Raw genomic sequence first — 13686 nt, 5'->3', positions numbered from 1 at the left:
GCGATCAGCACGGCAATTGGCTCGATGAAGGCGTTCGGCCCCAGCGGTGGCCGCCTCGCGATCTCCGCGCGGCCCGCAGGCAGCCGTTACGTCCGCCTCCATCGATGGTGCGGAATGCTTTCGTCCCTGCTGCAAGACAAAACCGAACGAAACTCTCCATTTCCGCCTAGCCTTCCTCACAGCCCCGGTTGCTGGCCAAGCAGCCACTATGTCATCTCTCGTCAGGGCATTGGTCTGCTTTTGCAATCAGCACCCCGAACCTACCGGCTCAGGGTTGCAACCTCGACCCCCTCAGAAATCCAACAGAAACAGGAACATCGCGGTCCACGGACCTCTCCTCCTCACCGAGCCAAGCCGGCGTATGGAACTGGAGGAAACCCTTTCGTGCTGACTGGTCAGCCTCTCGTAAGCTCGTTTACCTAGTACAAAGTCCGATGCGGATGGTGATCGTCGCTTGGGGTAGCAGACGAAACGTCAGGGCACTCCGCAGCTTATATTTTGGAATAGAGATCGGTATGGATCGTTCGCGGTTCAATCATCAGCAGTTGAACCCGTTTGTGCTAGGCTTCCCGGAGCAGAATACGGATTTGCCGCTAGAGCAACGGGCCGCCGACGCAAGTCTGCAAGCGAGCTTTGAGCAGCATTTTCGGCCAATTGCAACACACTTCGTCTGAGCAGCACGGCGGAGAGATCCGGAGCGGCCCCGGGTGCGTCCCGTTGGGTGGCGCGGAGGCGGCGGCGCGCGGACCGGGCCCACGGCCGAACAGTAGAGGACAGCAGCCGGCGGAGGTCCGCGTAGGCGCCAAGCGCGACCGCTCCGAGCCCTTTGCCGAGGACAAGAGGCTTGTTGCCACCTTCAAGAAAGCGGCCCTTAATGCGAAGACGCACGAGAGGACCGTCAAGAGAATGGTAGGTGATCTGCACCATTTGAGCCGCTGGCTGCGCGAAGAAAATCGGAGCCCGATATCCGGCCGGTTTAACCCTGATTCTCCTGGCCATGGTTCTTTTGTCGCTGATGTGCAGGACTATCTCAGGGATGGTGGGCGCCCTGCTGTAGTTGGACAGCTGAACAAGGTTGCGCCCGGAAGCCTCCCGTCTTTAGAGCAGATGACGGAGGACCTCCCTGCCGAAGACGCGGATCTCTTGGCAAAGTTCCGGGTTAAGGCCGAGGAACGCGAGGTTACCTCAGGCGCCATCAGTAACTCTCTTTCCGGATTTAGGAATTTTGCTCGGTGGCTCCAAGCTAACAATAAGGGCACTTTGGCTTCTCGGTTGCGAGGCGGTCCACTAGATGATGAAATTTCGGTGTACAGGAGACTGGGGCGGGATCCTCAGAAACGGCTTAAATCGGCGCTGAATGATCTCAGGGCGGTCTTGCCCGGGTGTGAAGAAGCCGAAGGACTCGAACGCCGTGGCATTGGTCGCCCTCGTTACCTGGCTCCCCATCCCGAAGACGCCGCCCTGATCGATGGTGCGCTTGGCCAAGCCTTGAAAGATCTTAAAACTCCGACTGCGGAGCTAAGGCAAGCTGCGCAGAAGCGGGCTGGACGTCTTCGTGCCCTGAGTGCGTGGCTTAAAGAAGGTGGCAAGCAGAGCATAGCTGGCCGACTTAACAGCTCTAGCAAGGAGCAGTTAACGCTGCACAACGATGTGGAAGCGTTCCAACTGGCTGGACGCAGATTACATAGTCCCGATTTGTCGCATCTTCGGAGCTACTTAAAACTCGTCGAGGCGAACCAAGCCGTTGGGCTGCAAGCCCGTGAGCAGTCGGCTTTGCCAGCCGGGTTATGCGCTGTGCGGCCCAGCCCGCCGCAGTCGCTTCCCGCAACCCGAACCACCGCGAGCCAGGGAGCTTGGGCCCTGTTACGACTGGAGATGCGAGAACGCGCGTCGCCATCAGCTGCTAGGGCTGCCTCAGACATCTACGGCGATCTTGCGCCATTCGTTGATCTGAATGCGCCGACGCTGTCCGAGTTGCGCGATGATGCTCACTTTGCGCCCGCGCCCTGTGCCAGAGCTCGTTCAGATACCTACGGCGGGCTTGCGTCATTTGTTGATCTGAATGCGCCGACGCCGTCCGAGCTGCGCGATGATGCTCACTTTGCGCCCGCGCCCTCTGCCAGTGCTCATTCAGACGCCTACGGCGGACTTGCGTCACTTGTTGATCTGAATGCGCCGACGCCGTCCGAGCTGCGCGATGATGCTCACTTTGCGCCCGCGCCCTCTGCCAGTGCTCGTTCAGACACCTACGGCGGACTTGCGTCACTTGTCGATCTGAATGCGCCGACGCCGTCCGAGCTGCGCGATGATGCTCACTTTGCGCCCGCGCCCCCTGCCAGAAGTCGCTCAGATACCTACGGCGGGCTTGCGTCATTTGTTGATCTGAATGCGCCGACGCCGTCCGAGCTGCGCGATGATGCTCACTTTGCGCCCGCGCCCTGTGCCAGAGCTCGTTCAGATACCTACGGCGGGCTTGCGTCATTTGTTGATCTGAATGCGCCGACGCCGTCCGAGCTGCGCGATGATGCTCACTTTGCGCCCGCGCCCTCTGCCAGTGCTCATTCAGACGCCTACGGCGGACTTGCGTCACTTGTCGATCTGAATGCGCCGACGCCGTCCGAGCTGCGCGATGATGCTCACTTTGCGCCCGCGCCCTCTGCCAGTGCTCGTTCAGACACCTACGGCGGGCTTGCGTCATTTGTTGATCTGAACCCGCCGACGCCGTCCGAGTTGCGCGATGATGCCCACTTTGGGCCAGCGCCCTCTGCCAGAAGTCGCTCAGATACCTACGGCGGGCTTGCGTCATTTGTTGATCTGAATGCGCCGACGCCGTCCGAGCTGCGCGATGATGCTCACTTTGCGCCCGCGCTCTCCGGCCGGACTCCAACCGGCATCTACCGCGGTCTCTCTTTGGTTGATCTGACTACGCCCACGCCGTCTGGGATAAGCGATGAGGTTAATTCTGTGCGGCCGTTTCCGACCATCTCTTCGGATGCTCAGAGCGCGGCTCTGGATCCGACAGCCTTGTCCCGGGACCGTGGGCTGGTGCTTGAGGACACGCAATGGCTGGGCGATGAGCATATCCATAGGGATTACGAGCTGCTGGAGCAGTGGTTGCAGTCGAACCATCCGGGTCTGGCCGCCCGGACGCAGCTCGTGGATCCCATGGTTGCCCATTATCAGCTTCGCTTGGCGGCCACCGATAGCGACGCGCGACGCACACTCCAGCTCCTCATCGATCGGAATGGTAATGATACAGCCGACTTCCTATTTCTGCCAATGAACGATGCCGACCGTCTTAACCAGCGCGGTAATCATTGGTCGCTGCTGTTCGTCGATCGCAGGGACAGGCAACGGCCGGTCGCCTATCACTACGACTCCGTCCGGGGATCAACGACAAGCGCGCAGCAAAGCTCGGAGAACGGCTTGGCTTCAGCTTAAAGCCAGCTGACATGGCGCAGCAGCAGAACAGCTACGATTGCGGCGTCTTTGTCGTGGACGGTACGAGAGCGCTGGTCCTACGATTGGCGCAAGGAGAGCGACCCGAACACGAGCCGTTGCACCTCAACAAACTCGTCGCTGATCGGCAGGCACTCCAAAACCGGCTTAGCACTACGGTTGTATTTTTTTTCTGAGTGCGCTGTACGTGCGTTAACTTGATGAGCCCTGCGCCACAAGGAACAAGTAAGTGTGCATGCTAGATAGGGGATGTCAGAATAGCTGTTGAACGTCGGGCCGACGTTGCCAGAATGAATGTTGCGCCGCCCTCGTGACGTAGACAACCGCGATGATCGTCATGCGATCGTGGCGAGCCTTGAAGCGTCGCACGCAGGAGCGACAACCGCTTATGGCGCCTTCTATCGTGGAGGCTCTTGTCGGCCTCGAACATGCCAGCGGCGACTATTGCAAGGCATACGGACATCCCGCCAGCGTTTGACGTTGCGCGTGACGAGGCTTGTACAGCGGACCGTCATGTTCAACCAACTCCCGCGGCGACTTCCGACCGAATGATGGTCGCCGTGTTCAATGAAGCATCCGAGAGAGGTCCCCAAATGCGAGCTGACAAAGAAGGTAATTGGCGCCCGCCTCTTCAAGATGATTAAGAAGAGTGCGTCGAATCGAAGCGGCCGTCCCGGCAACGCACAACTCGCTCTCGATTGCTGCATCGAAGGTCAGGGGGAGGTTCGGCGGAGTGGGGATGTTGTTGCGCTCATAAAGGAACTTGAAGCTCTTGAGCCAATGATCGTAAGCCGGCGCAGCGAGTGCATAAGCGTCTGCTTCAGAGCTGCCGGCCACAACCATGCGGAGCAAGCCAAGAAATGGCGATTTGGCATTCGCGTCTGAACCTCAGCTCTCGACGTGAGCGGTACGCATCAGTAACCCTTCGAACAGACGATGCAGGTCCGATGCTTGCGATGTTCGCGCCAATCTCAGCGGCCCAGCTTGCCGAGCCAGGTTGATTTACGGCGATCCATGTCGGGGGGTGCGGTCGCTGATGAGGTGTTAGCGTCAATGGAACGTCATCCAACCGGAAGTGGTCCCCCTCGTAGCAGACCGAGCCGCCTCGCATGGCTTTAACAAGGATTTCACTGGCCTCTGCATAACGCCCTGGTGCCGCGTCGGCACTGACCCCGAAATAGCCCAATTCCACTGGAAGTGAGCCGCGTCCGATGCCAAGCTCGAGTCGTCCGCCGCTCAACTGGTCCAGCATACATGCCTCTTCAAACGCTCGCAGCGGGTGATGAAGGCTAAGCAGCATGACCATTGGGCCGACGCGAAGACGTGTCGTGCGCTGTGCGACGCTCGACAAGAACAGATTCGGTACGGGGCTTCTCCCATGCGGAGTGCAGTGGTGCTCTGCTAGATGGTACGCATAGAATCCCAGGCGATCGCATGCCTCAGCAAGTAGGAGGCGATCGTTGTATTGTTGGGCTACGTCATGACCGTTCGCGTCCAGGTGATCGAAGATGCCGAACGCTAGTTTTGAAGGGAAAGTACTTGTCACTCGATCACCTCATGTAGTGGAAGCAGCATAGCCATTGGCTTGGAGTCAGTTTGACGAGGAAAAAATATCACTGACGGTTGAAAGAAACGCATCCATTTGCGCTGCTGTACCGATGGTAATGCGTATGAAATTCTCAAGATCGCTTTCTGGGAAAAATGCCACAAGCACGTTCTGCCTCCGGAGTGCGGCTTGCCACCAGGCGCCGTCGTGGCCTTCGGGCACGCGGGCTAGCAGGAAGTTGGCGTGGGAAGGCAAGACGGTAAACCCGAGTTTTGATAGCTCGACGCTCGTTCGCTCCCGTTCAAGCATGATATGTTGATGGTTGTCGTCGAATGCGGCTCGATGCTCAATGATGCTCATGCCGACCGCATAGCCAATCACATTCATGTTGAAGAGGTTCTGCATGGTACGAAGCCTGCCGATCAGCTCGGGGTGACCGAAGCCGAAGCCGATGCGGAGGCCCGCGGCGGCATAACTTTTTGAGAACGTGCGCAATAGCAGAACATTTGAATAGCGGTTGACGAGCCGTAGTCCATTGTCCGGCGCGAAGTCGGCATACGCTTCGTCAAGGACGATCAGCCGATCAGATTGTGCTACGAGCCTTTCGACATCAGCGATCGGAACAAACGTTCCCGTCGGATTATTCGGATTGGCTAGCACAACAAACTTGGCCGCTCGGGCGGGGCCGAAAAGCAGTTCGTGCGTTGGCAAGGAATGATCCTCACCCCACCCAATCTCCAGAAACTGGGCCTCGTGCAACATGGCGAGCTTGCGGTTGAACGAAAATCCGGGCGACATCATCGCTACGGCGTCGCCTGGAGCGAGGAACGCTTTGTAGATAAGGCCGAGAAGTTCGGACGATCCGTTCCCAGCGATCACCTGATCGGCGGAAAGGCCGTAAGCACAGGCGGCGGCCTCTCTTAAGCCGACATTGTCATCTTCCGGATACAAATAGTGCCGCTCAAAGGCGGCAATTGCGCTTTCCTTGACAACTGCGGGCAATGGAAATCGATTCTCATTCATGTTGAGTTTGACGCAATTTGCGTCAAGCGCGGGGAGAGCGGGTGGCGGAACGTCTAACTGTTTTGCCACGTGCGAAAGGGATGAGAGTGCGCTTAGCAGCCTTGCGTCTGACATGTGGTCGCTCCGTCGAAAAGCATGGGTTTTGAGCATGGCTATGGTCCTATCTGGGTGAATACTCTGGTACTTGGCGCATGAGCTGGTGCGTCAGCAGGCCGACCATGTCTCTCCACAGCCGGCCGGCGCGGAGCTTCACCCGTTTTTAGAGACCGATCCTTACAGTTGCATGAAGCGAAATGCGAAACCGAAACTTGCGTAAGTCGGATCGTGTATTTGCGAAGAGCGCACCAGTCGGATGTGCGCTCCCCCATGATCAAGCAGAGAAGGGGTCCCAACTAGGGTGTTGTTTAACTGCCGTGAATAGTCATTGCTGAGTTTGTAAACCTCAGCGATACCGCGCGGTAAGCTGTCGGCACAGACTCTGGCCAGAACTGTTCGACAACGGTTGCGCGCACGAATGTCCGTCGGAGGCCTGGTCGAGCCTCCAATGGAGGGGCAATGCGGTTGCGCTCTAGCAGGCACACGCAGGTGCTTGCAGGCATTTTGCTGGAGGTGATCAGAGGGAGTGACGGTTGGTCGCGGCACAAACATTTGCGTTTGAGACATTCACAATCCTCGTTCGCCAGCTATCGGAGGCCCCGATGCCTCCCTAGTTTTGGTAGTTTACAACTTGACCTTACGTTCGTTTCAAGAGCTTTCGATCATGATCGGAAAATGTCTCACTCCCTACAACGAGAGCCGATCTCGATATGAGTGAGCTGAATTGCCAAGCCATAAATAATTGTGACAAGTCGTGCAGCGGATCATCCGCTGGCAAATGTCAGCGAGGCTCAAAGTCGCATTGAATCCAGCATCTCAAGTGGATTCACAAATGAGATCGCAGTCGCATTGCTCGAGATTGGCATTGTTGTTGCACCAGCAATGCAGCCGAAGCAGGCAGGTGGCTCACAGCGCGGCAACATGGCGCGAGCGGGAAGGAATGCGATGGAAGAGAAATTGTCATGAAGGCTCTGGAAGATAAAAGCGACGTAAGAGACACGGAAACTCTCCTTTGTCACCTTGGTCGTGCGCCGGCAGAACATGCTGGGATGGCTAATGTGCCAATCTACCGCGGATCTACGATCGTATCGGAGACCTTAGAGGAATGGGACATCCGGAACAAAGACAATCCGAGCTACGGTCGCTTCGGCACGCCACTGTCGCGTGCGCTGGAGGCCGCGATCTGTAAGTTAGAGGGCGGCTATCGTTCAATTCTCTTCCCATCAGGACAATCGGCTTGTACTCACTCTCTGCTAGCGTGTCTGAAGGCGGGCGACGCGGTTCTGATCAGCGACGGCGTTTATGCGCCTGTGAGAGCCTTCGCGGAAAATGTTCTCGCGAGGCTGCAAATCAAGGTGGAGTATTTCTGTCCAACCGAGCCGTCAGAATTGGCCGCGAAGATCAATGCAAATACACGCGCCATCTATTTGGAATCGCCATCGTCTATGACGTTCGAAGTTCAAGATGTGCCAGCGCTCGCGGCGATTGCACATCGCTCGGACGTACTTGTGATCATGGACAATACGTGGGCGACACCTCTGTATTTCAAACCGTTCGAGCACGGGGTCGACATTTCGATCCAGGCAGCGACGAAGTATATCGTTGGTCATTCCGATGCGTTGCTTGGCGTTGCCACTGCTAACGAAGCGGCATGGCACGGCCTGAAGTCAACTGCGCATCATTTTGGCGAAATTGGCGGACCAGACGATATTTATCTGGCCCTACGTGGACTTCGTACTCTAGGTTTGCGCATGAAGTGCCATTGGGAAAATGGCCTTATCCTGGCGCAGAATCTGCAAACCCATCCAGCCGTCGACAGGGTGTTGCACCCAGCCCTTCCCAACGATCCCGGCCATCTCATTTGGAAGAGAGATTTTCTGGGCGCCAGTGGACTCTTCGGAATTGTTCTGAAGCCTATGTCACGGCCGCAACTTTCGGTTCTCTTCAGCAGCCTGCGTCTCTTTGGGATTGGTCTGTCCTGGGGCGGGTACGAAAGTCTCGCGTTGCTCGTCGAGCCTCCGAAACGGATGGAAGGCTCGCTTCAGCTTCCAGGACCGCTGCTTCGCATACACGCGGGCATGGAAAGTCCGACCGAGCTGATCGCGGACATGCATGGGGCACTGAACGCCGCCTGCGAAGCTGCAGCTGACAGCATCGTTCCTCCGGAAACGAGCGAGGTCGTCAGTCAATGTCAAATAGTCAGCTAGTGTTCGTGTTTTGAACCTGACGGCTCGAGGCCGCTGCGCTAACGATCGTTCAGCGGCCCCTCCCCGCTGGTATACGTGGTACACGAGGTGGAATGCGCATTGCGCGCGATAGGACGATAATGAATTGTTCGACAGCAATTCAGTCGCCGAAGGAATGATCCTCGGCGCGTGTGCAAGCTACCAGATCCAGCCAAGCCCTCGCGGCGGGCGAGAGACACGCCTCGCGCCGCCAGATCATTGCAATGCGCCGGTCTGTATCAGCTTCGTCGAGAGGCAACCGCGCGAGCGAGAAATGCGCACGTTGCTCCGCAATCATCCGTGGCAGAAAGGCGGCGCCCATGCCCGCCGCAGCAAGCTCGATGATAAAGTCAATCTGATTGCTGCGTGCTACGACGCGCGGCTCAAAGCCGTGCCGTTGGCAAGCATCCATAATCATGTGGTTCGATGCAAATCCGGGTTCGAAGAGAATGAACGGATCTCACGCAATGTCGAAAGATTAAGGGATTGACGCTGCGAAAGCTCATGGTCAACCGGTAGCAGCACAGCAAAGGGCTCGCGTTTGACGTCTTGCCATTCAAAGGCGTCCGATACGGGAAGAAGCGAAGCGGCAAGTTCGATCTCGCCTAATAGCAAAATGTCTTGCAGGCGCTCGCTTCCGTACTCCACGAGACGGATGTCGACGTCTGGATAACGTTTACGGAAGATCGCAAAAAGCTTCGCGAAGAGTGTGCCAATCCCAACCGGTGGCAAACCGAGCTTGAGAATGCCGCATTTGAGGCCGCGCAGCTCGTTGAGTTCGGAAATTAGATCGTCCCGTTCAGTCAGAATCCTGATCGCACGGCGGTAAACAATTTCGCCGGCAGCGGTAAGTTTGCTGCGATGGCCGATCCGATCAAGTAAGGGCACGCCGATCTCATCCTCCAACTGCTTGACCGCCTTGCTGACCGTAGACTGGGTCGCGAATACGACTTTGCCGGCCTTGGAGAACCCGCCCTGCCGTACGACCTCCACGAAAGCGCGTAGTTTACGAAGCTCCATGTGAATTCCAAAACCGAATAGACTCTTGTCGATCAATTCATTCGCTGCGCTATCGGCGGTTCTCCACGTGAGCCCGTGTCCCCGCACTGGCCTGCCACGACAGCGCAACTCTGCAGGCCAAAAAATCTATTCTTGTTTTCGCTTCTTTGGGGCGGTTATCTGTTGTGACCGGTCGTCTTACATGCTGATCATGCTCTTGCGGCTGCGGAATCACTGTGAGTTCGCGCACCTTCCTGCATGATGTCGAAGTGCCCGATTGGACCACGGACAGATCAGTTTGCGCTACTAGCAGCATTCAGTACGAATGCAATTGTCAATCTGGATGAGCTTGCTGACTAAACTCTTACGGATCGTCCAATTCTAAACACAAGCAATGGTCTGACCGATCGGACTCGCGGCGCGCCGTTGAGCCCGTAAGTCGAGCGGAATGGCCGTTTCCGTGTATGCAGTCTTGTTTTACGAAGGACAATGCCTGCTTAGCGCCTCGCACGCTCGAATGGTGCTCAGTCTTGGCTCGCTCGCGTGAGCGAAGTTAACAAAGGCAGGAAATTGGAAGGCACGAATCGACGACAATTCCTGACCTCCGTACCATGGCCAGATGGTTTTGCTCAGGCGTTCTGCGTCTCGCCCGTAAGATTGCGCAGTCACAATCCGATCGACGTCGCTTTGCCCGCATCCATCACGCCAGTGCGCTTAACTGCGCATCGATCGACAGGTCGACATGCTCCTGACCGGCGCGCCGCAGGTCGGTCTTGTTTTTGCCCTAACGCAGCCAAACGCCCTTGCAAGGAGCCGAGCCGCCAGCGCGATGTTTCGACAGGAGAGATGGTACAAGTGTTGCAGGTACGAGGTGAGGTCTTCGATGCAGAAGTCCTTTCGGTGTTGGGGAAGATCTATGATGAAGCGGTGGCGGCGCTGCCTGCAAGTATGCGAACTCCCGTCAATCGAACAGAGATTGCCAAGCTGGTACTTGAACGTACGGCCGCTGGTGAGGCCGAATTGGCTCTCCTAAGAAGGCTGATGGTGGCTATCGCGCCAGTCGCTTAGTCGAGCAGCGGTTGAATGCCTCTACTTGAATTCCAGAACTATAACCGCGTTATCCGAACGCCATTGCAGCAGACTGTTGCTTGTATATTGCATGTCACTCAGCCTGCTGAGCCGTTTGCCGCAAGTCGAGGTTCGATATTGCCGACGGAAAGTTGGCAACAAAATCTGCAGGCTGTCGAAACCGCTTGAACCTCACGTGACGTTAGGTTGTAGGTTTGAAAAAGAGAAACATGACCAGACCTACAGTATTCAGGCGCCGGTGGCGGCGCATCGGTGAACTTGCAGAGGCGACCGGCGTGACCGTGCGCGCTCTGCGTCACTATGAGCACACCGGATTGCTCTCAGCGTCGCAGCGCACGGGCGGTGGTCACCGGATCTATGACTGTGAAAGCGTCAGAAGAGTGTATCACATTCTGGCGCTTCGCGAGCTTGGATTGTCTTTGCAAGAGATCCGGAAAGCGATGGAGGGCAGATCCTCGCTTCCTAACTTGTTGAGCGAACAATTGGAACGAGCGGAGATCCAGGTCGCGCGAGCGACCAAGTTGCGCGATCGTTTGCGCAATATCACGCAGAACGCCGAATTGGACGTGAGTGTAGAGGAGCTACCTGCTCGCCTTGATGCGATGTCGCAGGAAGGCTGCGGGCGTACCCGCCGGCGCGCACGCGCTCCGGATGATTCTGATCGATAGGCAGGTAGGAAAGAACCGTTGAGCTACGCGAACGATCGCCTGGGCAAGGCGACGTTCTGCACGACCGCCGATATCGCGACCGAGGCGGGTGTTCGAAACCACAGCAAGTCCTAAGACAAAACATAGCCAGGGACGTCAAATGGCATTCTTTAGCAAGCGTTCTATTACCGGCGCTGCGATCCTAACGTCTGTATTGATCTCAGTCGCTTCCGCTGACGATGTCTATATTGCAGTGGCCGGTCCCATGACGGGCAGCAACGCTGCAGTTGGTGAGCAGATGCGGTATGGTGCCAGTGCGGCCGTGGATGATTTGAATTCTTCCGGAGTGCTTCTCGATACAAAGATCAGATTGATCATTGCCGACGACGCCTGCGATCCGAAGCAAGCCGTCGCGGTCGCGAATCGGTTGGCGGCGGACCAGGTCAGGTTGGTCATTGGTCACTATTGTTCCTCTTCATCCATTCCCGCCTCCGACGTTTACGCTGAAGCCGCAATTATCCAGATTTCACCTGGATCAACTAATCCTCAGCTGACCGAGCGGGGCCTCAAAACCGTTTTTCGAATCTGCGGCCGCGACGACCAGCAGGGGGTAGTCGCCGCCGACTATATCTTGCGGCACTATTCCAATAGCAAGATTGCCATCCTTGATGACAAGAGCACTGCGGGGAAAGGCATAGCCGATATAGTTGCATCTCGTCTTCACGATGCTGGCCTGCAGAACCTCATGCGGCAGAGCTATATGGCCGGCGAGAAGGATTACACGGCCCTGGTGTCGAGGCTGAAGAGAGAAGGAATTCAGATCGCTTATATCGGCGGCTACTACGCGGAGATCGGCCTGATTGTACGGCAAGCCGCTGACGCACAAGCCGGTCTTACCGTCATGGCGAACGATCCCTTGATGACCGGCGAGTTTTGGGCGATTGCGAGCGGTGCCGCAAACGGCACTCTCTTCACATTCATGCCTGACGCCACCAAAAAACCTGAGGCGGCCGACGTCGTAGCTCGCTTGAAAGCCTCAAAGCGGTCCGCGGAGGGCTACACGCTTTACGCGTACGCCGCCGTGCAAGCATGGGCCGACGCGGCGAAACGCGCTGGCTCGTTCAACGCGCTGCGCGTGGCGAAAGCCCTCCGGTCGCACGAGGTCGACACCGTAGTCGGCCAAGTCTATTTCGATGCGAAAGGAGACAATGCATCTCCCGGTTTCGTAGTTAATCGCTGGCACGACAACACGATTGAATTGGTCGAGTAGCATCGGCTGACTAAGGGCCGTTCAGGTCGACGAGGGCGCGACCTGATCTGACCAATCATTTCCAATGCTTTGGGCGGAGTGCCGAAGATGGAAGCTAGGGCAAACGAAAGCTGGAAGAGAGCATGCGATCAATTGGCAGCCGGACGGATTATATTGTGAAGAGCAATTAACGGCTGAGCTGATCTTGAGAAAACGCTGGCACAGCGAGCTATGTGGCCTGGCCACTCCCGTCGAGCGAGTGGCGGTCCGTCATTCTGAGGCATCTGAAGCCGTGTCTGTAGCTGACGAAGAGGGGTTCGATAGATGGCCTACGAGCGTCTTAGAACCAGCATGGCCAGGAGCTAGGCGCGCTGCCTCCTCTAACAAAACCTCGCGCATCCATATGCTGGCTGGATCTGTATTGTGGACCGAAGGCCACTGGAGCGCCTCGGTAAAACCAGGAAGCGGTAGCGGAAGTCTGTTGGTCCGCAGTGGCATCGTCTTTGCGAAGTACTTCACCAGCGTTAAGGGCATCGTAGCTATTCGGTTGGTGCCCACGAGCATATGCGGGATCATGCCAAAGCTCTGCACGACGACCTCGACCCGTCTCTTCAGGCCGTGCTCTTTCATGTACCAATCGTCTATGGAGGGCACTCGAGAGCGCCCGAACTTGACGGCAACATGCCCCATCGACATGTATCGCTCGAATGTAAGCTGTCGAGACAGCTGCTTGTTCGAACGGCAACCGACGCACACTACGGTTTCATCAAAGAGCGCAACTCTGGGATGCGTGTCCGACATATACACCTCTGGCACGATGAGAAAGTCGATTTCCGCGCGTTCGAGCGGTTGATCGAATGGGTCAGCGTGAGGCATGAACTCGAATCTTATGCCGGGAGCCTCTCGCGCGACACGCTCCACCACGTTTCGCAGTAGTACGATCGTGGCAAAGTCCGACACGCAGATTCTGAAACGACGATTCGATTCGCTCGGTTTGAACGTATTTCCGGACGTAATAGAGAACTGGATGTGGAGCAGAGCCTCCCGAGTCGGGCCAGCGAGGGCTTCCGCACGTGGAGTCGGGATAAGCTCGCGCCCCCTCATCGTAAAGAGCTCGTCGCGGAAATACGTGCGCAGTCGGCCAACCGCCGCGCTCATGGCCGGTTGACTCAAGTTGATGCTGCGTGCCGCCGCCGTGAGGTTGCGCTCTGTCATCAGAGCATCGAGCGCGACGAGAAGATTTAGATCAAGGCCCCTGAAACGCATTGTCACCTATCCGCAGTGTAGATGTTTCTCATCCAAACAATCGATTTTACCAGTTCGCGCAGCGCCGGTTAGGAAACTGTCAGTAGT

Annotated in this window: 9 protein-coding genes and 2 pseudogenes; 5 read left to right on the top strand and 6 right to left on the bottom strand. The window is 56.9% G+C overall.

All coding sequences use genetic code 11. The features are described 5' to 3' along the window. Positions 1-21 precede the first annotated feature (21 nt). A pseudogene (locus ACSKB8_RS01770) lies at positions 22-225 on the bottom strand (IS256 family transposase); the annotation flags it as partial. 681 nt (positions 226-906) lie between these two features. Between ACSKB8_RS01770 and ACSKB8_RS01765 the strand changes: the two are divergent. Further along, the gene (locus ACSKB8_RS01765) at positions 907-3441 is read left to right on the top strand and encodes a Ulp1 family isopeptidase (protein WP_438102085.1); all 2535 of its coding nucleotides are present in this window, start codon (positions 907-909) and stop codon (positions 3439-3441) included. Between the two features lie 582 nt (positions 3442-4023). On the opposite strand, the gene ACSKB8_RS01760 is transcribed toward ACSKB8_RS01765, so the two are convergent. From ACSKB8_RS01760 to ACSKB8_RS01750, 3 genes are read right to left on the bottom strand one after another with little or no spacing between them, the layout of a single operon-like run. Then, positions 4024-4302 (bottom strand): hypothetical protein, encoded by a 279-nt coding sequence (locus ACSKB8_RS01760; protein WP_438102083.1) that lies wholly within the window; start codon positions 4300-4302, stop codon positions 4024-4026. Then, entirely contained in the window at positions 4280-5005 is a 726-nt protein-coding gene (locus tag ACSKB8_RS01755) for an LLM class flavin-dependent oxidoreductase (protein WP_438102081.1), read from the bottom strand. Before ACSKB8_RS01755 ends, ACSKB8_RS01760 begins: the two co-directional genes overlap by 23 nt. Before the next feature lie 45 nt (positions 5006-5050). Further along, on the bottom strand, positions 5051-6142 hold the full coding sequence (locus tag ACSKB8_RS01750; protein ID WP_438110333.1) for a pyridoxal phosphate-dependent aminotransferase: 1092 nt from the start codon (positions 6140-6142) through the stop codon (positions 5051-5053). A gap of 944 nt (positions 6143-7086) precedes the next feature. Here ACSKB8_RS01750 and metC point away from each other — a divergent pair. After that, complete coding sequence (metC, locus tag ACSKB8_RS01745) at positions 7087-8331, top strand: cystathionine beta-lyase (protein WP_438102079.1); 1245 nt, start codon at positions 7087-7089, stop codon at positions 8329-8331. 139 nt (positions 8332-8470) lie between these two features. On the opposite strand, the pseudogene ACSKB8_RS01740 reads toward metC, so the two are convergent. Further along, positions 8471-9369 (bottom strand): annotated as a pseudogene (locus ACSKB8_RS01740) (LysR family transcriptional regulator). A gap of 522 nt (positions 9370-9891) precedes the next feature. On the opposite strand from ACSKB8_RS01740, the gene ACSKB8_RS01735 reads away from it, so the two are divergent. The 3 genes from ACSKB8_RS01735 to ACSKB8_RS01725 all read left to right on the top strand — a co-directional run bounded on the left by ACSKB8_RS01735 (position 9892) and on the right by ACSKB8_RS01725 (position 12354). Then, entirely contained in the window at positions 9892-10416 is a 525-nt protein-coding gene (locus ACSKB8_RS01735; protein WP_438102078.1) for a hypothetical protein, read from the top strand. Positions 10417-10646: 230 nt separating this feature from the next. Next, the gene (locus tag ACSKB8_RS01730; protein ID WP_438102076.1) at positions 10647-11105 is read left to right on the top strand and encodes a MerR family transcriptional regulator; all 459 of its coding nucleotides are present in this window, start codon (positions 10647-10649) and stop codon (positions 11103-11105) included. A 139-nt stretch (positions 11106-11244) separates the two neighbouring features. After that, positions 11245-12354: a branched-chain amino acid ABC transporter substrate-binding protein gene (locus tag ACSKB8_RS01725; RefSeq protein WP_438102074.1), complete on the top strand. Its 1110-nt coding sequence runs from the start codon at positions 11245-11247 to the stop codon at positions 12352-12354. A gap of 249 nt (positions 12355-12603) precedes the next feature. Here the strand turns inward: ACSKB8_RS01725 and ACSKB8_RS01720 are convergent, their stop codons facing one another. Further along, positions 12604-13599, bottom strand: coding sequence for a LysR family transcriptional regulator (locus ACSKB8_RS01720; RefSeq protein ID WP_438102072.1), 996 nt, complete (start codon positions 13597-13599; stop codon positions 12604-12606). Positions 13600-13686: the final 87 nt, after the last annotated feature.

The organism is Bradyrhizobium sp. BR 1432, assembly GCF_051547705.1.
Taxonomy (GTDB): domain Bacteria; phylum Pseudomonadota; class Alphaproteobacteria; order Rhizobiales; family Xanthobacteraceae; genus Bradyrhizobium; species Bradyrhizobium zhanjiangense.
Note: the sequence above shows the minus strand (reverse complement) of the source record. Positions and strands in the feature narration are given on the sequence as shown.

Excerpts from the sequence above, each read along its gene's own strand:
- ACSKB8_RS01725 (WP_438102074.1), top strand. The coding sequence starts at position 11,245 with ATGGCATTCTTTAGCAAGCGTTCTATTACCGGCGCTGCGATCCTAACG.
- ACSKB8_RS01750 (WP_438110333.1), bottom strand. The coding sequence starts at position 6,142 with ATGTCAGACGCAAGGCTGCTAAGCGCACTCTCATCCCTTTCGCACGTG.
- ACSKB8_RS01720 (WP_438102072.1), bottom strand. The coding sequence starts at position 13,599 with ATGCGTTTCAGGGGCCTTGATCTAAATCTTCTCGTCGCGCTCGATGCT.
- ACSKB8_RS01760 (WP_438102083.1), bottom strand. The coding sequence starts at position 4,302 with ATGGTTGTGGCCGGCAGCTCTGAAGCAGACGCTTATGCACTCGCTGCG.
- ACSKB8_RS01765 (WP_438102085.1), top strand. The coding sequence starts at position 907 with ATGGTAGGTGATCTGCACCATTTGAGCCGCTGGCTGCGCGAAGAAAAT.
- ACSKB8_RS01730 (WP_438102076.1), top strand. The coding sequence starts at position 10,647 with ATGACCAGACCTACAGTATTCAGGCGCCGGTGGCGGCGCATCGGTGAA.
- metC (WP_438102079.1), top strand. The coding sequence starts at position 7,087 with ATGAAGGCTCTGGAAGATAAAAGCGACGTAAGAGACACGGAAACTCTC.